General features: G+C 71.4%; 21 protein-coding genes. 5 read left to right on the top strand and 16 right to left on the bottom strand.

What is annotated here, in order from left to right:
* Window positions 1-55: 55 nt before the first annotated feature.
* From pyrE to S1361_RS21345, 5 genes are all read right to left on the bottom strand, one after another.
* Complete coding sequence (pyrE, locus tag S1361_RS21365; protein WP_208033409.1) at window positions 56-604, bottom strand: orotate phosphoribosyltransferase; 549 nt, start codon at window positions 602-604, stop codon at window positions 56-58.
* Between the two features lie 10 nt (window positions 605-614).
* On the bottom strand, window positions 615-1,403 hold the full coding sequence (locus S1361_RS21360) for an aldose epimerase family protein (RefSeq protein ID WP_208033408.1): 789 nt from the start codon (window positions 1,401-1,403) through the stop codon (window positions 615-617).
* 46 nt (window positions 1,404-1,449) lie between these two features.
* Window positions 1,450-2,271 (bottom strand): SRPBCC family protein, encoded by an 822-nt coding sequence (locus S1361_RS21355; RefSeq protein WP_208033407.1) that lies wholly within the window; start codon window positions 2,269-2,271, stop codon window positions 1,450-1,452.
* A gap of 196 nt (window positions 2,272-2,467) precedes the next feature.
* The gene (locus S1361_RS21350) at window positions 2,468-4,099 is read right to left on the bottom strand and encodes a polyamine aminopropyltransferase (RefSeq protein ID WP_208033406.1); all 1,632 of its coding nucleotides are present in this window, start codon (window positions 4,097-4,099) and stop codon (window positions 2,468-2,470) included.
* 471 nt (window positions 4,100-4,570) lie between these two features.
* Complete coding sequence (locus tag S1361_RS21345) at window positions 4,571-5,095, bottom strand: DUF2617 family protein (RefSeq protein ID WP_208033405.1); 525 nt, start codon at window positions 5,093-5,095, stop codon at window positions 4,571-4,573.
* A gap of 933 nt (window positions 5,096-6,028) precedes the next feature.
* On the opposite strand from S1361_RS21345, the gene S1361_RS21340 reads away from it, so the two are divergent.
* On the top strand, window positions 6,029-7,213 hold the full coding sequence (locus S1361_RS21340) for a pyridoxal phosphate-dependent aminotransferase (RefSeq protein ID WP_208033404.1): 1,185 nt from the start codon (window positions 6,029-6,031) through the stop codon (window positions 7,211-7,213).
* A gap of 54 nt (window positions 7,214-7,267) precedes the next feature.
* Here the strand turns inward: S1361_RS21340 and S1361_RS21335 are convergent, their stop codons facing one another.
* Window positions 7,268-7,798, bottom strand: a complete 531-nt coding sequence (locus S1361_RS21335) for a YbjN domain-containing protein (RefSeq protein ID WP_208033403.1) — start codon at window positions 7,796-7,798, stop codon at window positions 7,268-7,270.
* Between the two features lie 181 nt (window positions 7,799-7,979).
* On the opposite strand from S1361_RS21335, the gene S1361_RS21330 reads away from it, so the two are divergent.
* Window positions 7,980-8,378, top strand: a complete 399-nt coding sequence (locus S1361_RS21330) for a hypothetical protein (protein WP_243769249.1) — start codon at window positions 7,980-7,982, stop codon at window positions 8,376-8,378.
* 3 nt (window positions 8,379-8,381) lie between these two features.
* On the opposite strand, the gene clpB is transcribed toward S1361_RS21330, so the two are convergent.
* The gene (gene clpB / locus S1361_RS21325; RefSeq protein ID WP_208033401.1) at window positions 8,382-10,979 is read right to left on the bottom strand and encodes an ATP-dependent chaperone ClpB; all 2,598 of its coding nucleotides are present in this window, start codon (window positions 10,977-10,979) and stop codon (window positions 8,382-8,384) included.
* A 113-nt stretch (window positions 10,980-11,092) separates the two neighbouring features.
* Between clpB and S1361_RS21320 the strand changes: the two genes are divergently transcribed.
* Complete coding sequence (locus S1361_RS21320) at window positions 11,093-11,506, top strand: pyridoxamine 5'-phosphate oxidase family protein (RefSeq protein WP_208033400.1); 414 nt, start codon at window positions 11,093-11,095, stop codon at window positions 11,504-11,506.
* A gap of 145 nt (window positions 11,507-11,651) precedes the next feature.
* Here the strand turns inward: S1361_RS21320 and S1361_RS21315 are convergent, their stop codons facing one another.
* Together S1361_RS21315 and S1361_RS21310 are read right to left on the bottom strand one after the other, a co-directional pair.
* Window positions 11,652-11,987, bottom strand: coding sequence for a Rieske (2Fe-2S) protein (locus tag S1361_RS21315; protein ID WP_208033399.1), 336 nt, complete (start codon window positions 11,985-11,987; stop codon window positions 11,652-11,654).
* Window position 11,988: 1 nt separating this feature from the next.
* A complete protein-coding gene (locus tag S1361_RS21310; protein ID WP_208033398.1) occupies window positions 11,989-12,201 on the bottom strand; it encodes a hypothetical protein in 213 nt (70 codons plus the stop codon).
* Between the two features lie 86 nt (window positions 12,202-12,287).
* On the opposite strand from S1361_RS21310, the gene S1361_RS21305 reads away from it, so the two are divergent.
* The gene (locus S1361_RS21305) at window positions 12,288-13,301 is read left to right on the top strand and encodes a helix-turn-helix domain-containing protein (protein WP_208033397.1); all 1,014 of its coding nucleotides are present in this window, start codon (window positions 12,288-12,290) and stop codon (window positions 13,299-13,301) included.
* A 72-nt stretch (window positions 13,302-13,373) separates the two neighbouring features.
* Here the strand turns inward: S1361_RS21305 and S1361_RS21300 are convergent, their stop codons facing one another.
* Together S1361_RS21300 and S1361_RS21295 are read right to left on the bottom strand one after the other, a co-directional pair.
* Window positions 13,374-14,414, bottom strand: coding sequence for a helix-turn-helix transcriptional regulator (locus S1361_RS21300; RefSeq protein WP_243769248.1), 1,041 nt, complete (start codon window positions 14,412-14,414; stop codon window positions 13,374-13,376).
* A 263-nt stretch (window positions 14,415-14,677) separates the two neighbouring features.
* Window positions 14,678-15,784 carry a sugar ABC transporter substrate-binding protein gene (locus tag S1361_RS21295; RefSeq protein WP_208033395.1) on the bottom strand — a complete coding sequence of 369 codons (1,107 nt, stop codon included), beginning with the start codon at window positions 15,782-15,784 and terminating at the stop codon, window positions 14,678-14,680.
* Between the two features lie 294 nt (window positions 15,785-16,078).
* On the opposite strand from S1361_RS21295, the gene S1361_RS21290 reads away from it, so the two are divergent.
* Complete coding sequence (locus tag S1361_RS21290; RefSeq protein WP_208033394.1) at window positions 16,079-17,518, top strand: PA14 domain-containing protein; 1,440 nt, start codon at window positions 16,079-16,081, stop codon at window positions 17,516-17,518.
* A gap of 58 nt (window positions 17,519-17,576) precedes the next feature.
* Here S1361_RS21290 and S1361_RS21285 read toward each other — a convergent pair whose 3' ends face one another.
* The 5 genes from S1361_RS21285 to S1361_RS21265 form a co-directional block, all read right to left on the bottom strand.
* Window positions 17,577-18,026 (bottom strand): heat shock protein transcriptional repressor HspR, encoded by a 450-nt coding sequence (locus S1361_RS21285; protein ID WP_208033393.1) that lies wholly within the window; start codon window positions 18,024-18,026, stop codon window positions 17,577-17,579.
* A gap of 5 nt (window positions 18,027-18,031) precedes the next feature.
* Complete coding sequence (gene dnaJ / locus S1361_RS21280) at window positions 18,032-19,204, bottom strand: molecular chaperone DnaJ (protein ID WP_208033392.1); 1,173 nt, start codon at window positions 19,202-19,204, stop codon at window positions 18,032-18,034.
* Between the two features lie 36 nt (window positions 19,205-19,240).
* On the bottom strand, window positions 19,241-19,903 hold the full coding sequence (gene grpE, locus S1361_RS21275; RefSeq protein WP_208033391.1) for a nucleotide exchange factor GrpE: 663 nt from the start codon (window positions 19,901-19,903) through the stop codon (window positions 19,241-19,243).
* A complete protein-coding gene (dnaK, locus tag S1361_RS21270) occupies window positions 19,903-21,753 on the bottom strand; it encodes a molecular chaperone DnaK (RefSeq protein ID WP_208033390.1) in 1,851 nt (616 codons plus the stop codon). Before dnaK ends, grpE begins: the two co-directional genes overlap by 1 nt.
* A gap of 94 nt (window positions 21,754-21,847) precedes the next feature.
* Window positions 21,848-22,867, bottom strand: coding sequence for an MraY family glycosyltransferase (locus S1361_RS21265; protein WP_208033389.1), 1,020 nt, complete (start codon window positions 22,865-22,867; stop codon window positions 21,848-21,850).
* Window positions 22,868-22,973: the final 106 nt, after the last annotated feature.

Raw genomic sequence — 22,973 nt, 5'->3', positions numbered from 1 at the left:
CCAGACGAGGGGCGCGACGCGGCGCCCCCGGTCCAGTGCAGATCACACCGCGTCGTCAGTCCAGACCCAGTTCATCCTTCGAGAAGGCGAACAGGTAGGGCACACCGGCCTGCTCGGCGATCGCCTCGGCCGCGCCGGTGGCCCGGTCCACGATCGTGGCGACGGCGACGACCTCCGCGCCGGCCTCGCGCAGCGCCTCCACGGCCGTCAGCACGGAGCCGCCGGTGGTGGAGGTGTCCTCGACGGCCAGCACCCGGCGGCCCTTGACCTCGGCTCCCTCGATACGGCGCTGCAGACCGTGCGCCTTGCCCTGCTTGCGGACCACGAAGGCGTCCAGCGTCCTGCCGCGCGCGGCGGAGGCGTGCAGCATCGCGGTGGCCACCGGGTCGGCGCCCAGGGTGAGTCCGCCGACGGCCTCGTAGTCCAGGTCGGCGGTCAGGTCGAGCATGACCTGACCGACCAGCGGCGCTGCCTCGCCGTCGAGCGTGATGCGGCGGAGGTCGATGTAGTAGTCGGCTTCCTTGCCCGACGACAGGGTCACCTTGCCGTGCACCACGGCCTTGTCCTTGATCTGCTGCAGCAGCGCGCCGCGTACATCCGTCATGCCGACCAGCTTAGAGGCGCCGCCAGCTCCAGGTGGTGGTGGCCTCCAGCGGGTCCAGCGGGGTGACCAGGCGCGGAAGGGTGTTCAGCCCGTTCGGCGGACCGGTCTGCGGCTCGACGCAGACGGCCTCGGCCTGTTCGTCGTAGATCACCACCCACTCCTCGCGGCTGGTCACCTTCAGCTCCAGCTGCTCCGGCCAGGTGAGGGTGACGTCGACGCCACCGGGCATGCCGAAGCAGTCGTCCCAGGGGCCCGGCCGCGGGTCGATGCGGTTGCCGGTGGGCAGGTGGTCGGCGCCGCGCTCCTCCTGCCAGGCCGGTTTGAACTCCAGCTGCACGTCCCGGCCGCCGAGGTTGCGGTGGAACCAGGGGTGCCAGCCGAGCTGCGCCGGGAAGGAGTCGTCGTACGTCTCCACGGCCAGCGTCAGCGTCAGGCCGTCCTCGGCGAGCGCGACGACCTGCGTGACGCGGCCGGGGTGCGGCCAGGGGTCGGTCAGCTCGTACGTGATCACCGCCTCGTTCTCCGTGACGCGCGCGGTGCGCCAGGCGCCGTCGCGCGCGGTGCCGTGGATGGCGTGCGGCGGGGCGTTCAGCGGCATCTGGCGGACGGTTCCGCCGTCCAGGAAGCGGCCCTCCCGGGTCCGGCCGCACCAGGGCACCATCGGGAAGCAGCCGTAGCGCTCACCCTGCCGCAGCAGCTCCACACCGCCGATCCGGAGCCCGCCGATCCGGCCGCCGTTGCCGGGCCGCACGGTCACTTCCGCGTCGCCCGCGGTCAGCGTGATGTCTTCGTCACTCACGGAACCGACCCTACTGGGGCGATCAAGAGATCGTGCGCCGGAGAGGTCAGCGGCGTTTGCGCAGGGCGCGGGTGACCACGATCGCGGAGGCCAGGGCCAGCGCCGCGGCGGGGGCCGCCCAGCGCAGGGCCGGGCTGCCGGTGACGGTCTGGGGGGCCGGTACGGGGGCGTAGCGGCCGCGCGGCGGGGCGTGGTCGACCTCCTCGGCGCTGCGGCCGATCATGGTGCGGCGGGCGTGCGCCGCCTCGGCGGGCGGTTCGCCCGTGTCGGCGAAGTCGCCGGAGAGCCGGTCGGGGTGCACGGCGCGGGCGGCGGTGCCGGCGCTTCCGGACTCCTCCTCGTGTGCGCCCCCGCCACCGGTCTCCTCCCCGGGCCGCGCCGCGTCCCCACCCGCGCTTTCGGGCTGGTCCGCGTCCGCGGCTCCGCCGGCCGGTTCCGGCTGCTCGCCGGCATCCGTCGCCAGGGTTTCCAGGAAGCGGGTCAGCAGCCTGGTCGCCGCCGCGGTCACCGTCTCCGCCGGCAGTTCCGTGATCCGGCCGGACGCGTCCGCGGTGCCCTCGGCCGTGACCGTGCAGCCGCCCTCGGTGTCCGTGAGGGTCAGCGTCAGGGCGAGCTTGACCGCGCCGGTGCCGCGGGACTCGCTGGCGTCGCCGTCCACCGCGTACGTGCCGTCCTCCCGGGGGGTGACGCGGGCGGTGCCCCGGTAGGTGATGGAATGTCCGGCGACGCGGAGTTTCAGCCGGCCGGTGAGCGGTTCGGCACCGGCCTCCTGTTGCAGGCCGGGGACGGCCCGGGCCACGTGGGCCTTGTCGGCCAGCGCGGCGCGGAGCCGCTCTGCGGGGACCGGGACGAAGACCTGGTGCTCCATGGTCGGGGAGCCTACCCAGTTGTGGCCGGAACTCACCCGGGCCTGCCGGAGCTCCGCCCCCGGGCCCCCTCCGCCCGCACGTCGCTCACTCACTCGCTCGCTCACTCGGCGCGGCGCGGCGCGGCACCACCCGGGCGACGCCCGGATGCGCCCGCCCTCACCCCGCCTGTCCCCCGCCCCCGCGCCCCCGCACCTCTCAGTACCTCGGATGCACCAGCGTCGACGCCCGCAGTCCCCCGACCCTGGTCCGCTCCGCCGCCCGGGCGTCCGCCGCCAGGTCGGCCTGGGTGAAGGTGGCCGCGTGCCCGGTCATCCGCAGGGGCGGCGCCGTGAGCCCGGGTGCCGCAAGGAGGAAGCCCCAGTCGCGCGGGGCCCGGGACGTACCGGTCGAGCGGTCGGGGCCGGGGGCGAAGCCGGTGTCGTGGCCGAGGACCCGGTAGGGGGAGACCGCGAAGCCGGCGGTGCGCAGGGTCGCGGCGACGGTCCAGAAGGCGCGGGGACGGGCGGTGACGGGGCCCGCGTGCACCACCAGGCGGCCGTCCGGGGCCAGGACGCGGCGGGCGAGGCCGTAGAACTCCTGGGAGTACAGCTTGGTACTGGCGGTGATCCCCGGGTCGGGGAGGTCGGCGACGACGACGTCGTACACCGGCCCGCGCGCCCGCCGCAGCCAGCCGAGCGCGTCGGCGGTGGTGACGTGCAGGCGCCGGTCGGCGAAGGCGTGCCCGTTGGCGGCGGACAGGCCGGGGTCGCGGCGGGCCAGGTCCACCAGGCCCGGGTCGCGTTCGACGACGTCGACACGGTGCACGCCGTGCCGGCGCAGCACCTCGCGGGCGGCCAGGCCGTCGCCGCCGCCGAGGATCAGGACGCGCGTGTGCGGGCCGGCCAGAGCGGGCCCGACCAGGGCCTCGCGGTAGCGGCGGGCGTCCCGGCCGCCGACGCGCAGGCGGCCGTCGAGGAACAGGTCGAGGGGCCGGCCCCCGGTGCCGCCGGCCAGCACGACCTCCTGGACGCCGGTCCGTACGGCCACCCGGACGTCGGTGCCGTACACGGCGCGCCGGGCGGCCCGTTCGAAGTCACCGGCGAGGGCGGCGGCCGAGGCGAGGACGCCGAGCACGAGGAGGCCGGTGAGCAGCAGGGTCCAGCGGGCGCGGCGGGTGAGGTCGCGGCGGAAGAGGCCGAGGACCAGGGCACCGCCCGCGACCACGTTGACCGTGCCGGTCAGCAGCGCGCCGGTCAACTGGCCCAGGAACGGCAGGAGAAGGAAGGGGAAGGCGAGGCCGCCGACGAGGGCGCCGACGTAGTCCGCGGCGAACAGGTCGGCCACCGCGCCGCCCGCGTCCTGCCGGCGGATGCGCTGGATCAGCTCCATCAGCAGCGGGACCTCGGCACCGATGAGCAGGCCGATGGCGAGGGAGAAGGCGACCAGGAGGCAGCGCGGTCCGGCGGCCCATATACCGCCCCAGCCGGCGGTCCAGGCGAAGACGGCGTACAGGGCCATGGCGCTGCAGCCGCCGATCAGCGCGAGGGCCGACTCGACGGCGCCGAATCCGGCCGCCGCGTGCCAGCGCAGCCGTTTGGCGGCGAGGGAGCCGATGCCCATCGCGAACACCATCACGGACAGCACCACGGAGGCCTGGGTGACCGAGTCCCCGATCAGGTAGGAGGCGAAGGCGACGAGTTCCAGTTCGTACACGAGTCCGCAGGCCGCGCAGACGAAGACGCACACGAGGACCAGGAACCGCCCGGTGCCGGGCCGGACGGGCAGCCGTGCGGGGCATGTCCGGGAGGGCGGGGCGCCCGGGGGCGCGGGGGCGGGCCGTTCGATCACGCTGCGACGTTACGTCACGTACTCGGGACGCTTCGTCACCCACACGTGTGGATCTGCGGGCGGTTGACGCAGTGCGGGTTTATGCCGACGACGCACCGGGACGAGCCGTACGGCCGGGCGGTCGCCTCGGGCGCGATCCCGTTCCCTCGGCCCCGCCATCGTGCCCTCGACCGCGCCGCCACCACGCCGCACCGCCGTCACTCGACCGTGCCGTCACTCGACCGCACAGCCGTCACCCCGGCCGCACCGCCACCATGGCGCGCCACCGTCACTGGACTGCGCCACCGTCACGTCAACTGCACCGCCGTCACCCCGGCCGCACAGCCGCCACCACACCGCGCCGCCGTCACCGGCCGCGCAGCCGTCACCCCCGCCGCACCGCCACCACGCCGCGCCACCGTCACTCGACCGTGCCGTCACTCGACCGTGCCGTCACTTGACCGCACAGCCGTCACCCCGGCCGCGCCGCCGTCACTTCGGCCGCACCGCTCTCCCCCGTGGCCCGACCCGGGTCCGGGTGGCGACCAACTGCCCGTCCTGCGGGTAGGCGTGCCAGGTGCGCCAGTGCACCTGGCCCTCGTGCCACTGGGCCAGCATCGCGGTGAAGGCGTGCGGGCTGCCGGGGAAGACACCGGCGAGGCCGTGCGGATGGTCGGAGACGAGGGCCAGCAACTCCTGGGCGCGGCCCGCGAACGAGCCGGGGGTGAGCACCTCCACGCGGGCGGCGAACTCGTACTCCCAGTCGCCGATCCGCTTGGCGACGCCCAGCGGCAGCGGGGTGCTGGAGCCGGGGATGCACGCGACCGTCTCCGAACAGCTCCCCCGCTCCTCCTCCAGGAGTACCTGATGGGACGCGCCGAGCAGCCGCAACTGCATTTTGGCGCCGGTGAGTTCGAGGTCGAGCGTGGCCAGGGCGGGCAGCGGCTCGCGTCCCAGGGCCCAGGCGAGGTCGGCAGCGCGCGTATCGGTGTAGGAGGTGTTCAGGGTCGTGAGCATGGATCGGCTCCGCTAACACGCAAACAAAGAAGGGGGAGATCGGCCATGTCAGCCCAGCCGGCCCGGCCGGGGTGGGGGAGTCTGAGGACGTCCGAGGGGGCTGCGTTGGCGGTTTAGAGGGAATCATGAACGGTGGCCCCGCCACAGCGTTTTTACCCAACTTCGTGGGGTTTCCATCCCTCAGAGGGCTCCACAGTTCAACTGTTCAACCACGGCGTGCGCCGGGCGCGGGGACGGACAGGCCGAGCGCCCGCCGGATGGTCCCTCCGACGGGCGCTCGGTGGTGCGCGGCCCGGATACGGTTCCCCCTGTTCCGGAAGCTCAGCTGCCCCGTGTCAGCTGCCTCCCCCGCATCCGCCCCCGCCGCACGAGGATCCCCCGCCGCACGACGAACCTCCACCGCAGGAGTGGCCCCCACAGGAGTGGCCCCCGTGGCCCCCGCCGTGTCCACCGTGCCCGCCGTGCCCGCCCGACGAGCCGGAGTCACCGCCACCGCCGACCCACCAGCTGTTCGACCCGCTGTCCGCATAGGTCGAGGACGACGAGGACGACGAAGACGAGCCCGACGAGCGGTACGACCGGTTCCGCCCGCCCTTGTGCAGCGACAGCCGGGCGTTCCGGCTCCGGCGGGCCCGGCCCGCCGCGAGGAGCACGACCACGACCACCGCCAGGATGATGCCTGCGAACATGGCGCCACCCTCCTTCCGTTCCCCCGAAGCGGCCCCCCGTGGGCGCCTCGCGTGTTGCCGCGTCTCGCGCGGTGCCGGGGGGATGCCCGCCCGCTTCCCACCCCAAAGCAGAGTTGAGCAAGTTCTGAGGGTCCGTCCGGGAAAACCCCCTCTGACCTGCACCGGAAGGTGTTTCGGAGGTCGGCGGGACGGAAGTTGGCCGTTGCCTGAAGGTGAGTTGAGGAAACCCCGGCTTGAGCGCAGGATGGCCGGCATGACCTCCAGCGCACGTCCTCACCTCAACCGCCGGCTCGCCGAGTTCGGGACGACGATCTTCGCCGAGATGTCGGCGCTCGCCGTGGCGACCGGGGCGATCAACCTCGGCCAGGGCTTCCCCGACACCGACGGCCCCGAGGAGATCCGGGAGGCCGCCGTCCGGGCGCTCCGCGACGGCCGCGGCAACCAGTACCCGCCCGGCCCCGGCATCCCCGAGCTGCGCACCGCGATCACCGCGCACCAGCAGCGCCGCTACGGCCTGTCCTACGACCCCGACACCGAGGTGCTGGTCACCGCGGGCGCGACGGAGGCGATCGCGGCCTCGCTGCTGGCGCTGGTCGAGCCGGGCGACGAGGTGGTGGCGCTGGAGCCGTACTACGACTCGTACGCGGCGAGCATCGCGATGGCCGGCGGCACCCGGGTGCCGGTGACGCTTCGGCCGCACGAGGGAAGCTTCCGGCTGGACCTCGACGAGCTGCGGGCCGCCGTCACCGACCGCACCCGGCTGCTGCTGGTCAACACGCCGCACAACCCGACCGGCACGGTCCTCACCCGCGCCGAGCTGGCCGCGATCGCCGAGCTGGCGGTGGAGCGTGACCTGCTGGTGGTGACCGACGAGGTCTACGAGCACCTGGTCTTCGACGGTGCCGGGCACCTGCCGCTGGCCACGTTCCCCGGGATGCGCGAGCGGACGGTGAGCATCGGCTCGGCCGGCAAGACCTTCTCGTTCACCGGCTGGAAGGTCGGCTGGGTGACGGCCGCGCCGGCGCTGGTGAGCGCGGTCCGCGCCGTGAAGCAGTTCCTGACGTACGTGGCCTCGGGCCCGTTCCAGTACGCGGTGGCCGAGGCGCTCGCCCTGCCCGACTCCTACTTCGAGGAGTTCCGCAGCGGCATGCTGGCCCGCCGGGACATCCTGGCGGAGGGGCTCACGGCGGCGGGCTTCGAGGTGTTCCGGCCGGCCGGAACCTACTTCATCACCACCGACATCCGTCCCCTCGGCGAGAAGGACGGCTTCGCGTTCTGCCGGGCGCTGCCGGAGCGGGCGGGCGTGGTGGCCATCCCGAACGCGGTGTTCTACGACGACCGGGAGGCGGGGGCGCCGTTCGTGCGGTTCGCCTTCTGCAAGCGCGAGGAGGTCCTCCAGGAGGCGGCGGAGCGACTGCGCCGCATGTGAGCGCGGGTGGGTACGGTCCGGGGGCGGGAGCCCCCGGACCGGCCCGGGGGGCTGTTACTCCCCGTCGTCCTCGGGCTGCTCGGACTCGTTGACCTCCTGCTCCAGGCCCAGCTGCTCCACCAGCCACTTGTCGAACTCGATCGCGGCCCGCACCCAGCTGACCGTGGAGGAGACGAAGTGGTTGATGTCGACGCCCGTGCCGATCAGCATCTGGGCCTCGCCGATCAGGCGGACGGTGCCGTCGTCGTGGGTGTGGGTGTACACCTTCGGCCACAGGGTGCGGCGGTTCCAGTCGTCGATGGACTCGAGCAGCTGCGGCTTCTCGTCGATCTTGTGCGGCCGGTCGTAGAAGGTCCGCACCGAGAAGATCGCCTGTTCGGCCTCTCCGCGGAACATGAAGTAGGTGCGGAACTGCTCCCACGGCGCGGCGAGGTCACCCTCCTCGTCGACGACGTACTTCAGCTCCATCTGGTCGAGAAGCTGCTTCACCAGGTCCTGATCCGGGAGGACGGGGCCCGCCGGTCCTTGGGGCTGCGGTTCGGGCTGGCCCCCGAAATTCGGAATCGAGGACGGGTCGATGCTCACCGTGTTTTTCCCTTCATGCGGATGCCGCCATCCTCCCCCATGCGGGGAGGGGGGTGGCAAGCCCCGACGGGGCCCTGTCAGCCGTGGGCTGACAGGATCCGGCTGGTCGGGTGGCGGGTGTACTGCGCGTGGGGGCGGAGTGACACGAGGACGGACCAGGTGGGGGCTTGTCGCGGCCATCGTGGCGCTGCCCGGACTGATGCCGATCCGGATGATCGTGGCGGTGGTGAAGTTCTCGACCTCGGACCATCCCCTGGGCGGGGCCCCCGAGGAGGTGCCGTGCGCCGAGGCGCCGGCCTTCGGCGGGGCGAAACTGCGGGGGTTCCGTATGCCGCGCAAGGACGTCCGCGACTGGCTGGCCACCACCTGTCCGGTCGGCCCCGAGCCGAAGACGCAGTACTGCTCTCCGGATTTCGTCGGCCTCTGTCTGCACCTGGAGTTCCAGGAGGGGTCCGCGTCCTACGCCCGCCTGGTCCCGGGCGCGGCCGGCCCGGGCTTCGGCGCGCACGCCGCGGACGTCACCGTGACGTACGAGGGCCCGGAGCGGGCCCTCGTACGCTTCTCGGCGTTCACCACCTGAGCGTCACAGCGTCTTGCCCGTGGCCGGGCCGACCAGCAGGCCCTCTGCGAAGCGGTCCACGCGGACCGTGTCGCCGTCCTTGACCTCGCCCGACAGGATCTCCTTGGCGAGCCGGTCGCCGATGGCGGTCTGCACCAGGCGGCGCAGCGGCCGGGCGCCGTACGCCGGGTCCAGGCCCTCCTCCGCCAGCCAGGCCAGTGCCTCGGGGGTGATCTCCAGCGCGAGCCGCCGCTCGGCCAGCCGCCTGGCGAGCCGGTCGATCTGGAGCTGGGCGATCCGCTCCAGCTCGGGCTTGGTCAGCGCCGAGAAGACCACCAGGTCGTCCAGCCGGTTGAGGAACTCCGGCTTGAAGGAGGACCGGACGACCTCCAGGACCTGCTCCTTCTTCTGCTCCTCGGAGGTGAGCGGGTCCATCAGGAACTGGCTGCCCAGGTTGGAGGTGAGCACCAGGATGGTGTTGCGGAAGTCGACCGTGCGGCCCTGGCCGTCCGTGAGCCGGCCGTCGTCCAGCACCTGGAGCAGGATGTCGAAGACCTCGGGGTGGGCCTTCTCCACCTCGTCCAGCAGCACCACGCTGTACGGGCGCCGGCGCACGGCCTCGGTCAGCTGGCCGCCCTCCTCGTAGCCGACGTATCCGGGGGGCGCGCCGACCAGGCGGGCCACGCTGTGCTTCTCGCCGTACTCCGACATGTCGATGCGGACCATGGCCCGCTCGTCGTCGAAGAGGAAGTCGGCGAGCGCCTTGGCGAGTTCGGTCTTGCCGACGCCGGTCGGGCCGAGGAAGAGGAAGGAACCGGTGGGCCGGTCGGGGTCGGCGATCCCGGCCCGCGACCGCCGTACGGCGTCACTGACGGCCCGCACGGCCTCGCTCTGCCCGATGAGCCGCTTGCCGATCTCCTCCTCCATGCGCAGCAGCTTCTGGGTCTCGCCCTCCATGAGCCGCCCGGCGGGGATACCGGTCCAGGCGGCGACGACGTCGGCGATGTCGTCGGCGCCGACCTCCTCCTTGACCATGGTGTCCCTGGCGACCTCCTCCTCGGCCTCGGAGGCGGCCTCCAACTCCTTCTCCAGCTGGGGGATCTCGCCGTAGAGCAGCTTGGCCGCGGTGTCGAAGTCGCCGTCGCGCTGGGCTCGTTCGGCCTGGCCGCGCAGGTCGTCCAGCTTCTCCTTCAGCTCACCGACCCGGTTGAGGGACTGCTTCTCCTTCTCCCAGCGGGCGGTGAGGCCCCGCAGCTCCTCCTCCTTGTCGGCGAGGTCGCGGCGCAGCTTCTCCAGGCGGGCGAGGGAGGCCGGATCGGTCTCCTTGCCGATCGCCAGCTCCTCCATCTTCAGCCGGTCGACGGCACGCTGGAGTTCGTCGATCTCCACGGGGGAGGAGTCGATCTCCATCCGCAGCCGGGAGGCGGCCTCGTCGACGAGGTCGATGGCCTTGTCCGGCAGGAAGCGGGAGGTGATGTACCGGTCGGACAGGGTGGCGGCGGCCACCAGCGCGCTGTCCGCGATCTGCACCTTGTGGTGGGCCTCGTACCGGCCCTTGAGCCCGCGCAGGATCGCGATGGTGTCCTCGACCGTGGGCTCGGCGACGAGCACCTGCTGGAAGCGCCGCTCCAGGGCGGGGTCCTTCTCGATCCGCTCCCGGTACTCGTCCAGCGTCGTGGCGCCCACCATCCGCAGCTCACCGCGGGCGAGCATGGGCTTGAGCATGTTGCCCGCGTCCATGGCGGAGTCGCCGCCGGCACCGGCGCCCACGACGGTGTGCAGCTCGTCGATGAAGGTGATGATCTGCCCGTCGGAGTCCTTGATCTCGGCGAGGACGGCCTTCAGCCGCTCCTCGAACTCACCGCGGTACTTGGCACCGGCCACCATCGCCCCGAGGTCCAGCGCGACCAGCCGCTTGTCCTTCAGCGACTCGGGCACGTCCCCCTTGACGATCCGCTGCGCGAGCCCTTCCACGACGGCGGTCTTGCCGACGCCGGGCTCACCGATGAGGACGGGGTTGTTCTTGGTACGGCGGCTCAGCACCTGCACGACCCGCCGGATCTCCTGGTCCCGCCCGATGACCGGATCGAGCCGGCCCTCGCGGGCGGCGGCGGTGAAGTCGGTGCCGAACTTCTCCAGGGCCTTGTACTGGCCCTCGGGGTCGGCGGTGGTCACGCGGCGTCCTCCCCTGGCCTTCTTGAAGGCCTCCAGCAGCTTCTTCGCCTCGGCGCCCTGCCGCGCGAGCAGCTCACCGGCGGCGCCGCCCTTCGCGGCGACACCGATCAGCAGGTGCTCGGTGGACAGGTACTCGTCGCCCAGTTCCTTCGCGCGCTCACCGGCGTCGGCGATCACGGCCAGCAGATCCCGGTTGGGCTGTGGCGGCGCGACGGTGGACCCGGTCACGCTGGGCAGGCCGGCCAGGATCCGCTCCGCGCCGGAGCGTACGGCGGCCTGGTCGGCGTCCACGGCCGCGAGCAGGTCGGTGATGTTCTCGTTGTCCTGCCCCTGGAGCAGAGCCAGCAGCAGGTGGGCGGGGGTGAGGTCCGGGTGCCCCTCGGTCACGGCACGACTGCTCGCCGCGTTGATCGCGTCCCGGCTCCTGTTGGTCAGCTCGGCGTCCACGGTGTCCGTTCTCCTCCTCGACCTCGCACTGCTGACTTAACCAGCGTACACAAAGTTGAGTCTATTCCGCTCAAGGTTCGGGCGGGAGGGGCCCGCGGGTTTAGGTTGCCCGCATGACCAGGCACTCCGTAGACCCTGCTTCCCCCGGCGAGCCGTACCTCGCCTTCTGGCGCGAACGGCATCTGTGCACGCTGACCACGCTGCGACCCGACGGCAGTCCGCACGTCGTACCGGTGGGCGTGACCTACGACGCCGGGGCGCGGCTGGCAAGGGTGATCACGAACGGGGCGAGCACCAAGGTGTCCCATGTGCGCGCGGCCGGACCCGAGGGGGCGCGGGTGGCGGTGTGCCAGGTGGACGGCCGGCGCTGGGCGACGCTGGAGGGGCGGGCGTACGTGCGCACGGAGCCGGAACGGATCGCGGAGGCGGAGCGGCGCTACGCGCAACGGTACGAGCGGACGCCGTCGCCGAACCCCTCCCGCGTGGTGATCGAGATCGAGGTGGAGCGGGCGCTGGGACACGGCTGAGGTTCGGCGGTTTTCAGCCACCGTGGAGGTACGCCGATACCCGGAAATATCCCCGGAAACTGCAGCGGCGTCACCGTGTTCAGGTCACGGTGACGCCGCTGCGGGGGGAAGCGCCTGAGCGATCTGTTACGACGGGGGAATCGCGTCAGGCACTGCGGGGGGTGGCCGAGATGGTCCTCAGGTCGGACTCCGCCGGCTCGGTCAGCCGGTGGTCCCGCTGGTCCAGGTTCACAAAGATCATTCCGTACCGGATGGCACATCGCACCGGCTGCGGCGCCCCACGCGGTTTGCGCAGGCACCGGAACGCCCGTACGTCCCCGTCGTCGTCCCGCGTGACGACGACCGGCTCCCCGAACACGGTCACCATCAGCGAGTCACCGCTGTGGGGGATGGCGGTGACCAGATCGATGAAGTGCCAGCCGGAACGGTAGGCGGTGGCCATTTCGCGACGGAAGGAGCGGTCGTCGGGTGGAGTCGTCACGTCAGCTCCCAGCTCCGTCGGTCTCCATGCCTGCTTCGCTCACGTCACCACTGGCCACGGTGTTCACTGCCACCACCGGCCAGTGCGTGTCCGCTCGGACGTCACTCCTGTCGCCGGCATGACCGCACAGGATCGCGACGGCCGTGGCGGCGGAGAGGGCGGCAACAAGCACCGAGCGAAGCGTTCTGTCGCGCATGATCGGCTTCGTCCTCACTTGAAAGTCTCCTCTGCCCCCGTCAGGTAAAACGATGGCTCATTCAGGCACGTCATGACCACACAATCGGTGCATCATGTTCCTGCATGTTCAGGACCCTGGGGGGTGGAGATTTCGTGGCAAATCAGACTAAGGCGACGCATCCCCATGCGGTGACCGAACTATGTGACGAGGGAGCCCGGCTTTACGCGAACGCCCTGCGCATGGGACGGATCGCCCGCAAGGAAGTGGAGTGCGCTCCCTGCCTGGTGGAATTCGCCCTTCTCCATCCGGACCCGGACGACCTGGACTGGTTGCAGCCTGTACCGCCGTCGGTGGCACTGGCCGAACGCCTGCTTCCCATCGAGCGGGACATCACCGAGCGTCGACGCTTGTCCATCAGACTCGCAGACACTTTCGAGCCGTTCATGGCGCTCAGCGCTCAGTCGGTGACGACCGATCACTCGCTCACCGTGCTGGAGGGCAGTGAGCGGATCAATGCGGCGCTCAACCTGGCCACGTCCCAGTGCCAGACCGAGGTTCTCACCATCCAACCGAGCGACGACCGCTTCTCCGAGCGAAGCCTGGCCCAGGGGCTCGAGCGGGACAGGCCACTGATCGAGCGGGGCGTGCGCATCCGCACCCTGTATCAGCACACCGCGCGGTACAGCCCGGAGAAACTGGCCTACGTGGGACAGCTGTCGAACGGCAAGGTGGAGTACCGCACCATCGACGAGGTGGTGGACCGCCTCATCGTCTGTGACGAGAGCGTCGCCTTCATCCCGACCCGGGACGACCAGCAGGTGGCTCTCGAACTCCGGCACCCGGGCCTCGTCCGCTACCTGATCAAGGTCTTCGAGTTCATGTGGGCCCGCTCCGTTCCGCTGAGCGCCGGCGCCCCCTACGAAGCGGCGCCCGACGGCATCACCGAGATCCAGCACTCCATAGCCAAGCTCCTGGTCGAAGGCCACGTGGACGAGGCCATCGCCCGCCGCCTCGGCATGAACGTCCGCACCTGCCGGGCCCACATCGCCAAACTCGCCCAGGCCCTCGGCAGCGGCAGCCGCGCCCAACTCGGCTATCTCATCGCCCAGTCCGGCATCCTGGACCGCGACCACTGAGGTGACGGCCGGGCCCGGACCGGCGTGGCACCCGGAGCCCGGCGCGGCGGAGCCGGGCGTGGCCCGGGTGTCTCATCGCGCGGCCGGGGGTTCCTGATCCGGACCGGTGAGGGCGGTGGCCGGCAGCGGCGGGCGGTGGCCGTCCAGGCCGACCTGGGCGATGCGCACGCCGAGTTGGGTGCGGCTGGCGGCGCCCAGGGTCTCCGACAGCCGGGCGATGTGGGCCCGGCAGGTGCGCACGCTGATACCGAGCCGCTCGGCGATGACGGCGTCCTGGTGCCCCTCGGCGAGCAGCGCGGCGATGGACTGCTCACGGTGGGAGATGCCCTCGATGCCGGTGTCGGGGAGGGGCGCGGTGAGCGGGATCGCCAGCCGCCAGAGGCGTTCGAAGACCGTGACCAGGTACTCCACCAGCGCCGGGTGGCGCAGCTCCAGCGCCATCGTGCGGTCGGCGTTGGCGGGGATGAACGCCACCGTGCGGTCGAAGAGGATGAGCCGGTCGATGACCTCGTCCAGGGTGCGGGCCTCCACCGTGTCGCCCATCAGCTCCAGGTAGTTGAGCAGGCCCTGGCCGTGCCGGGCCACGTGCGTGTAGAGGTCACGCATGCGCACGCCCCGGCCGCGCAGCGCCAGCGCCCGGTGCAGGCCCTCGGTGAGTTCGGCCTCCCGCCGGATGCCGCCGGGCTGCACGGTGAGCACCTCGGTGGTGCACGCCTCGGTCGCCTCGTCCATCGCGGCCTGGATGCGGGAGAGCCCGTCCAGGACCCGGATGGCGCTGCCCTCGGCCGTTGCCGGCGTGTTCAGCTGCCGGCCCAGGCCCGCGTACCACTCGAAGGCGGCCACCGCCGAGCCCACCCGTCGCTGGCTCGCGCTGACCTCGTCGTAGACCCCGCGCAGCAGCCGGGTCATGACCTCCTGCGGGGAGGTGGGCACCAGCCAGTCCATGTCGTCGGGGTCGGGGTGCAGCAGGGCCAGTTCCAGCAGGCAGGGAACCGGTTCGGCGTCCGTGCGCGGCACCCGTCCCCGGCGCACGGCACGGGAGTACACCCGATCCCCGGCCTCACACAGCCGGTCGGCACCGTGAGGATGCCCCTCCGCCCCGCGCCCGGCCATCGCCCATTCCACCCCCGGTGTGCTGCCACTTCCGCAGCGCAACTATGCGCGGCGCCGAAGGGGGTCCGCAACACGGCTCCCCCCACGGTGCCCACCGGAAAATCCCGCTGTGCCCGCTTTCGGTGCCGCGCCGCCCCCGTGTCGCCACAAGACGGCGGTGGCGGCACGGACGCCGCTGCGGAGCCGCGGGGCCGCTTCCCGGCGGGTGCCGCCGGCAGCCGGAGCGCTCCCGGCCGGGCCGCTCCGGGGAAGCGGGGCCGGGCCTACTTGAGGCCGATCGCCGCGCAGGCCGCCTTGTACTTGGCGGTGCAGATGTCATCGATGCCGTAGATGCCGTCGGCGACGACCGTGTCCTTGACGGTGTGCTTGGTGAGCGCGCTCACCTGCACCAGCTTGGACGGGATGTCCTTGAGGGTGGGGCTGTCCACCCGGTCCTGGGTGAGGGCGTCGAACTGGATGCCCTTGCCCTGGATCTTGGTGACGGCCATCTGCGCGGCGGCCTCGGCCTCGTCCGGGTATGACTTGTAGACGCTCATGTACTGCTCGCCGCTCACCACCCGCTGCACGGCGTCCAGTTCGGCGTCCTGGCCGGTGATCGGGGGCAGCTCGGTGACACCGGCCGCCTTCAGCGCCTTGAGGACACCGCCCGCCATGCCGTCGTTGGCGGCGTAGACGCCGGCGATGTTGCTCTTGCCGATCTGCGCGATGGCCTTGGCCATGAAGGCCTCGGCGTTCTCCGGCTTCCAGTCCGGGGTGTCGAAGCTGTCCGCGATGTCCACCTTGCCGTTCAGCTCGGAGAGCGCACCCTCCTTGAACTGCTTGGCGTTGGGGTCGGTGGGCGAGCCGTTCACCATGACGACCTTGTCGGAGGTGTCGACGTTCGGTCCGAGCGCCTCCAGCAGGCTGCGGCCCTGCACCTCGCCGACGAGTTCGTTGTCGAAGGAGATGTAGGCGTCGATCGGGCCCTCGGCGAGCCGGTCGTAGGCGATGACCGGAATGCCCGCGTCCTTGGCCTTCTTCACCTCGTCGGCGATGGCGTGCGAGTCCACCGCGTCGACCAGGATGACGTCGGCCTTGGCGTCGATCATGTTCTGCATCTGCTCGGACTGCCGGGCGGCGCTCGCGTCGGCGTTGGCGTACTGCACCTTGCCCTGCTTCTTGGTGAGTTCGGCCACCTTGTCCCGAATGATGGGGTAGTCGAACTTGTCGTAGCGGGTGTTGGCCTTCTCCGGCAGGAGCAGGCCCACGGTGATGTCGTTGCCCTTGGTCGGGCTCGCGCTCGCGCCGTCCCCCGTCGCGTTCAGCACGCCACAGCCGGCGAGCGAGAGGGTCATCGTGGACGCGGCCACGGATATGGCGATTCGACGCATTCGAGAGCTCACTTCAGGTGCGTTCCGGACGTGGGTGCAGCTATACGACCCAGGTGTCTGAAAAGACAACTTGGCGGCCGCACCCGGCGTCAAGAAGAATCACTTAACGAGTCCGCAACACCACGCTCAGCTCTCCCTGTGGAGGCCATGCGAAACCCTCTTCAAATGCCCTTTACGGGCCGTACATCCAAAGGCAGTTCACGGGTCTGCAAAGATCCGTACAACCAACCCGGTCCATCACGAGTCGTGATCATGACGGCCCCGAGCCGCACTACGACTCGATCAGAGGACCGAATGAACTCAGCCAGACGTACGACCGCCACGGCGGTCGTACTCGCCGCCTCCGGTGCCCTGCTGGGCGCGTTCGCCCCGAGCGCGTCCGCCGCGACCGGCTGCGCCTCGCCGGTCTACACCCGGCAGTTCTTCGCGAACACCACCTTCTCCGGCACCCCGAAGAAGACCGACTGCGACAGCGCGGTCGCCGAGCAGTGGGGCACCGGGGCCCCGGCCTCGGGCCTGCCCAGTAACAACTTCGGCGTCCGCTGGACCGTCACCCGCGACTTCGGTTCCGGCGGGCCCTTCGCCCTCACGGTCGCCGCGCAGGACGGGATCCGGGTCTACCTGGACGGCACCCGCAAGGTCGACCTGTGGAAGAACGTCTCCACCACCCAGAAGAAGACCGTCAACGTCACCGTGCCGTCCGGCAGGCACACGCTCCGCGTGGACTTCGTGAACTGGACCGGCGCCGCGAACGTCTCCTTCGCCTACACGCCCCGCACCTCGCCCGACGTCGACACGGTCAAGCCGCTGGTGCCCGCCGGCGCTTCGGTGACGTACGACTCGGCGACCGGCAGGGCGAAGCTCAGCTGGTCGAAGAACAAGGAGATGGACCTCGCCGGCTACCGCGTCTACCGGCGGCTGCAGGGCTACCCGTACGAGGCCGCGCCGCTGGCGACGACCACCGCCACCACGTACACCGACACCACCCTCCCGGTGACCGGCGACACGTACTACTACGAGGTGCGCGCCTACGACCGGGCCGGCAACGAGTCCGCGGGCACCGCGGACAAGCCCGTCACCACCGCCGACCGCACCGCGCCCGGCGCGCCGGCCGGGCTGGAGGTCACCGACGCCTCCGAGCAGGACGGCCTGCGCATCGGCTGGAGCACCGAGCCCGGCGCGGTCTCCTACCGGATGTACCGGGCGGCGACCGCGACCGGCACCTACACCCTCCTGGGCAGCACGCAGGAGACGTCCTACCGGGACGCCTCGGCCGCGGTGGGCACCACGTACTACTACCGGGTGACCGCGGTGGACGCGGCCGGCAACGAGTCGGCCCGGTCCGCCGCCCTCGCCGGCAAGCGCCGGGACGACACCCCGCCGCCCCTGGTCACCGGGCTGCAGGTCACCCCGACCGACTACGGCTTCGAGCTGACCTGGGACCAGAACCCGGCGCCCGACCTGCACCGGTACTCCGTCTACGCGGGCCGGATCCTGAGCGACGGCGAGGACCGGGTCTGCTCCGCGTCCCAGGACGCCTGGCTGATGCCCGACGTCACCTCCTACCGGTACCAGACGACCCCGGACGGCGAGGAGCGCTGCTTCTTCGTGGACGCCGTGGACACGAACTGGAACTCCCGCTACCAGCTGACCCACGAGGCGAACGTGGTCGTCGCCACCGAGCTGGGCACACCGCCGGCCGAGGACGGCACCGAGCCGGCGCCCGCCGGCTGACCGGGCACGACGAGAGGGGCCCGGTACCCGGGCCCCTCTTCGTACGCGCCTGGGCGCGTCAGTCCTGCTGCTGCCGCTTCGGCCGCCACACCACCAGCGCGCTGGTCTGCTGGACCTCCTGGTACGGCACCAGGTCGCGCCGGTAGGAGGCGTGCACGGCGGCCTCGCGCTGCTGCATCGCGGCCGCGGCGCCGTCCAGGGCCGCTTCCAGCTCCGCGACCCGGGACTGGAGCGCGACGACCTGGTTCTCCAGTTCGATGATGCGCTTGATGCCGGCCAGGTTGATGCCCTCGTCCTGCGACAACTGCTGCACCTGGCGGAGCAGTTCGATGTCGCGGGCCGAGTAGCGGCGGCCCCGGCCCGCGGTGCGGTCGGGGGAGACCAGGCCCAGGCGGTCGTACTGGCGCAGCGTCTGCGGGTGGAGTCCGGAGAGCTGGGCCGCCACCGAGATGACGTAGACCGGGGTCTCCTCGGTCAGTTCATACGGGTTACGTCGACGGCCGTCCATCACTCTCAAGCTCCCTTCGCGGCCTCGAACAGCTCCGCCCGCGGGTCCTCGCCCGCGGTCGCCTCGCGATACGCCTCCAGCGCGTCACGAGCCTTCCCCGACAGGTCCTTCGGGACACTCACCTCGACGGTGACCAGCAGATCGCCGCGGGTGCCGTCCTTGCGGACCGCGCCCTTGCCCCGCGCCCGCATGGTCCGGCCGTTCGGGGTGCCCGGCGGCAGCTTCAGGGTGACGGCCGGGCCGCCGAGGGTCGGCACCCGCACCTCGCCGCCCAGGGCCGCCTCGGCGAACGTCACCGGCACGGTGACGGTGAGGTTGTCGCCCTTGCGCCCGAACACCGGGTGCTCGCCGACATGGACGACCACGTACAGGTCGCCGGCCGGACCGCCCCGCTCGCCGGGCGCGCCCTTGCCGCGCAGCCGGATCCGCTGCCCGTCGGTGACGCCCGCCGGGATGCGGACCTGCATGGTCCGCGACGACTTGGCGCGCCCGCTGCCCTTGCACTCCAGGCAGGGGTGCTCGGCGATCAGGCCGCGGCCCTTGCAGTCGGGGCAGGGGTCGGTGAGCGAGAAGCCGCCACCGGAGCCCCGCGCGACCTGACCGGTGCCGACGCAGGTCGGGCACACGCGCGGTGTGCCGTTCTTGTCGCCGGTGCCCGAGCAGGCCTTGCAGGGTGACTGGGAGGACATCCGCAGCGGCACCGTGGCGCCCTCGATGGCCTCCGTGAAGCTCAGCGTGACCTCGGTGTCGATGTCCTGGCCGCGCCGGGGCTGGGTACGGCTCGTACCCGCGCCGCCGCGGTTGAACAGGCCCCCGAAGACGTCACCGAGTCCGCCGCCGAAGCCTCCGCCCTGGGCACCGCCCGCGCCTCCGAAGAGGTCGCCCAGGTCGAAGTTGAAGGAGCCGCCGCCGGCGCCCGGCCCGGGGCGGAAGCCGCCGTTGCCGAACAGGGCGCGTGCCTCGTCGTACTCCTTGCGCTTCTTGGGGTCGCCGAGGACGTCGTTCGCCTCGGAGATCTCCTTGAAGCGCTCCTCGGCCCTGGCGTTGCCCTTGTTGGCGTCCGGGTGGAACTCGCGGGCGAGCTTCCGGTACGCCTTCTTGATCTCGGCCTCGGTGGCGTCCTTGGGGACGCCGAGGACCTTGTAGTAGTCCTTCTCGATGAAGTCCTTGGTGCTCATCCCCGACGTCCCTCCTTCCCCTCAGTGGTCCTCACGTCAGCCCTCGTCCGGGCCACCGCTCTCCTTGTCGTCGGCCGCCGGGGTGTTCTCCTCGGCGCCCTCGGCCTTGACGGTCTGGGCGCCGGGCTGCGGCTCGGCGACGGCCACCCGCGCGGGGCGGATGGTGCGCTCGCCGATGCGGTACCCCGGCTGCAGGATCGCCACGCAGGTCGTCTCGGTGACGTCCGGCGCGTAGCTGTGCATCAGGGCCTCGTGGATCGTCGGGTCGAAGGGCTCGCCCTCCTTGCCGAACTGCTGCAGGCCCATCTTGGCCGCGACGGTCTCCAGCGACTCGGCCACCGACTTGAAGCCGCCGACCAGTTCGCCGTGTTCCCGCGCCCGGCCGATGTCGTCGAGCACGGGCAGGAGTTCGGTCAGGAGGTTCGCGATGGCGATCTCCTTGACCGCGATCCGGTCCCGCTCGACCCGGCGGCGGTAGTTCTGGTACTCGGCCTGGAGCCGCTGGAGGTCCGCCGTGCGCTCGCCGAGCGCCGTGCGCACCTGGTCCAGTTGGGCGACCAGACCGGCGTTCTCTGCGTTCGCGTCCCCGGCCGGGGCCGCCGCCTCCTCGGAGGAGGCGGCCTTCGGCTCGGCGTCGTCAGGGGTGGCGCCGGAGGGGACGTCGGGCTTCTCCTCGAAACCCGGGGTCTCCTCCGTCATTACGCGGCACCGTCCTTGCGCTCGTCGTCCACGATCTCGGCGTCCACCACGTCGTCGTCGGCGGCCTTGGCACCGCCGGCGGCCGCGCCCTCGGCACCGCCCGCGGCCTGCGCGCCCTGGGCGTCGGCGTACAGGGCCTGGCCCAGCTTCTGCGAGACGGCGGCGACCTTCTCGGTGGCGGTGCGGATCTCGGCGGTGTCCTCGCCCTTGAGGGCGTCCTTCAGCTCGCCGACCGCGGCCTCGACCTCGGTCCTGATCTCACCGGGGACCTTGTCCTCGTTGTCCTTGAGGAACTTCTCGGTCTGGTAGACCAGCTGCTCGCCCTGGTTGCGGGCCTCGGCGGCCTCGCGGCGCTTGTGGTCCTCCTCCGCGTAGCGCTCGGCCTCCTCGCGCATGCGGTCGACCTCTTCCTTCGGGAGCGAGGAGCCGCCGGTGACGGTCATCTTCTGCTCCTTGCCGGTGCCGAGGTCCTTCGCCGTGACGTGCATGATGCCGTTGGCGTCGATGTCGAAGGAGACCTCGATCTGCGGGACGCCGCGGGGCGCCGGCGGCAGACCGGTCAGCTCGAACATGCCGAGCTTCTTGTTGTACGCCGCGATCTCGCGCTCGCCCTGGTAGACCTGGATCTGCACGGACGGCTGGTTGTCCTCGGCCGTGGTGAAGATCTCCGAGCGCTTGGTCGGGATCGTGGTGTTGCGCTCGATCAGCTTGGTCATGATGCCGCCCTTGGTCTCGATGCCGAGGGACAGCGGGGTGACGTCGAGCAGCAGGACGTCCTTGACCTCGCCCTTGAGGACACCGGCCTGGAGCGAGGCGCCGATGGCGACGACCTCGTCCGGGTTCACACCCTTGTTGGCCTCCTTGCCGCCGGTCAGCTCCTTGACGAGCTCGGCGACGGCGGGCATACGGGTGGAGCCACCGACGAGGACGACGTGGTCGATCTCGTTGATGGAGATGCCGGCGTCCTTGATGACGTTGTGGAACGGCGTCTTGCAGCGCTCCAGCAGGTCGGCCGTCAGCTGCTGGAACTGAGCCCGGGTGAGCTTCTCGTCCAGGTGCAGCGGGCCCTCGGCGGACGCGGTGATGTACGGCAGGTTGATCGAGGTCTCCGTGGAGGAGGACAGCTCGATCTTGGCCTTCTCGGCGGCCTCACGCAGGCGCTGGAGGGCCATCTTGTCCTTGGACAGGTCCACGCCGTGACCGGACTGGAACTGCTTGACCAGGTAGTCGACGACGCGCTGGTCCCAGTCGTCACCACCGAGGTGGTTGTCACCGTTGGTGGCCTTCACCTCGACGACGCCGTCGCCGATCTCCAGCAGGGACACATCGAAGGTGCCGCCACCGAGGTCGAAGACGAGGATCGTCTGGTCGTCCTTGTCGAGGCCGTAGGCGAGCGCGGCCGCGGTCGGCTCGTTGACGATACGGAGGACGTTCAGACCGGCGATCTCGCCGGCCTCCTTCGTCGCCTGGCGCTCGGAGTCGTTGAAGTAGGCCGGGACGGTGATGACCGCGTCCGTGACCTTCTCGCCCAGGTAGGCCTCCGCGTCCCGCTTCAGCTTCTGCAGGATGAACGCGGAGATCTGCTGCGGGTTGAAGTCCTTGCCGTCGAGCTGGATCTTCCAGTCGGTGCCCATGTGGCGCTTCACCGAGCGGATGGTCCGGTCCACGTTCGTGACCGCCTGGCGCTTGGCGACCTCGCCGACGAGCACCTCGCCGTTCTTGGCGAAGGCGACGACGGACGGCGTGGTCCTGGCACCCTCGGCGTTGGTGATGACGGTGGGCTCGCCGCCCTCCAGAACGCTGACGACGGAGTTAGTCGTGCCCAGGTCGATGCCGACCGCACGTGCCATGGTTGATTCCTCCAGCTGACTTGAGTGGAACAGGCTCAAGTGTGCATGAGCAGAACCGCCGGGTCAACAGACCTGAGTCAGCCAGACTCAACTCTTATCCGCTCCTTACACGCAAGTGCCCGCTGACCTGGGTCGATGACGGGCGGCGCCCCCGCGGAACGGGAATCAAAAGGAGTACGACGACGACCAGAACCACCCCGCCGGCCACCCAGAGCACGGCCCCGTGGCCGGTCCACCCGAGGTGCACGAGCACCCCCACGAGCACCGAGGAGAAGGAGCCCGCCCCGAGCAGTACGACCGATCCCTGGGGGGTGAGCCCGAGCCGCCGCAGCCGGTGCCCGAGGTGGTCCGGCCCGCGCCTGAGCAGCGGCCGCCGGGCCGCCCTCCGGGCGAGGACCACGAGCAGGGCGTCGGTGACGGCCACGGCAGCGAGGCAGAACACCACCGCCGCGCTCGGCCCGATGTCGTAGCCCGCGCGCGTGAAGACGGCCGCCGACGACAGCAGGAACCCGGTGAACAGCGAGCCGCAGGCGCCGAGGCCGATCCGCGCGGGATGCCAGTTGTGCATCAGGAAGCCGGTGAGGGCCGCGGCGACCACGCTCAGCAGCACGGCGAGTCCGTCCATCACCTCGGCGGCGGCGCAGACCCCCGCACCGAAGGCGGTGACCACGCCGACCGTCCCGGCCAGCCCCTCGGCGTGGTCGAGCCCCTTGAAGGCGAGGGTGGCGAGGACGATCCAGCCGACGGCCAGCATTCCGCCCGGCAGGCCCGTCTCGTCGTACGGCACCACGCAGACCGCCGCCACGGCCGTACCGGTGACGAGCACGCGCGCGCGGAGGCGCCACACATCGGCCACCAGACCGAGGCCGGCGACCGCGGCGGCGGCCATGAGCAGCTCGGCGACCCCGTCCCCGAGCGGGGCGACCCGGGTCCACTCCCCCGCTGCGGCGACCAGGCAGGTGACGACCGCCACGGCGAGGCCGCCGAGGAGCGGCAGCGGCCGCTGGCGGCGCCGGTCGAGGATTCCGGCCCTGAGCGCGGGTGACCGGAGCAGCGCCGCGAGCACGGCGGTGCAGAGCAGAGCGGCGGTGGCGGCGGCGATCCCGTAGAGCACGGCTCTAAGGTAGGGGCGAAAGTATCAATTCGGTACGAATAACACGATCTGATTGCCCGGCGGCGACCCAGATCACCCCGCGCTCTGCTGCATCGCGACGGAAGAT

The sequence above is a fragment of the Streptomyces cyanogenus genome (genome assembly GCF_017526105.1).
Taxonomy (GTDB): domain Bacteria; phylum Actinomycetota; class Actinomycetes; order Streptomycetales; family Streptomycetaceae; genus Streptomyces; species Streptomyces cyanogenus.
Note: the sequence above shows the minus strand (reverse complement) of the source record. Positions and strands in the feature narration are given on the sequence as shown.

What these genes read in the sequence shown, in the direction of transcription:
- S1361_RS21295 (WP_208033395.1), bottom strand. Translation starts at nt 15,784, where the DNA reads ATGCGTCGAATCGCCATATCCGTGGCCGCGTCCACGATGACCCTCTCG.
- pyrE (WP_208033409.1), bottom strand. Translation starts at nt 604, where the DNA reads ATGACGGATGTACGCGGCGCGCTGCTGCAGCAGATCAAGGACAAGGCC.
- S1361_RS21300 (WP_243769248.1), bottom strand. Translation starts at nt 14,414, where the DNA reads ATGGCCGGGCGCGGGGCGGAGGGGCATCCTCACGGTGCCGACCGGCTG.
- S1361_RS21320 (WP_208033400.1), top strand. Translation starts at nt 11,093, where the DNA reads ATGACCAGGCACTCCGTAGACCCTGCTTCCCCCGGCGAGCCGTACCTC.
- S1361_RS21290 (WP_208033394.1), top strand. Translation starts at nt 16,079, where the DNA reads ATGAACTCAGCCAGACGTACGACCGCCACGGCGGTCGTACTCGCCGCC.
- S1361_RS21285 (WP_208033393.1), bottom strand. Translation starts at nt 18,026, where the DNA reads ATGGACGGCCGTCGACGTAACCCGTATGAACTGACCGAGGAGACCCCG.
- dnaK (WP_208033390.1), bottom strand. Translation starts at nt 21,753, where the DNA reads ATGGCACGTGCGGTCGGCATCGACCTGGGCACGACTAACTCCGTCGTC.
- dnaJ (WP_208033392.1), bottom strand. Translation starts at nt 19,204, where the DNA reads ATGAGCACCAAGGACTTCATCGAGAAGGACTACTACAAGGTCCTCGGC.
- S1361_RS21355 (WP_208033407.1), bottom strand. Translation starts at nt 2,271, where the DNA reads ATGGAGCACCAGGTCTTCGTCCCGGTCCCCGCAGAGCGGCTCCGCGCC.
- S1361_RS21345 (WP_208033405.1), bottom strand. Translation starts at nt 5,095, where the DNA reads ATGCTCACGACCCTGAACACCTCCTACACCGATACGCGCGCTGCCGAC.
- S1361_RS21305 (WP_208033397.1), top strand. Translation starts at nt 12,288, where the DNA reads ATGTTCAGGACCCTGGGGGGTGGAGATTTCGTGGCAAATCAGACTAAG.
- S1361_RS21340 (WP_208033404.1), top strand. Translation starts at nt 6,029, where the DNA reads ATGGCCGGCATGACCTCCAGCGCACGTCCTCACCTCAACCGCCGGCTC.
- grpE (WP_208033391.1), bottom strand. Translation starts at nt 19,903, where the DNA reads ATGACGGAGGAGACCCCGGGTTTCGAGGAGAAGCCCGACGTCCCCTCC.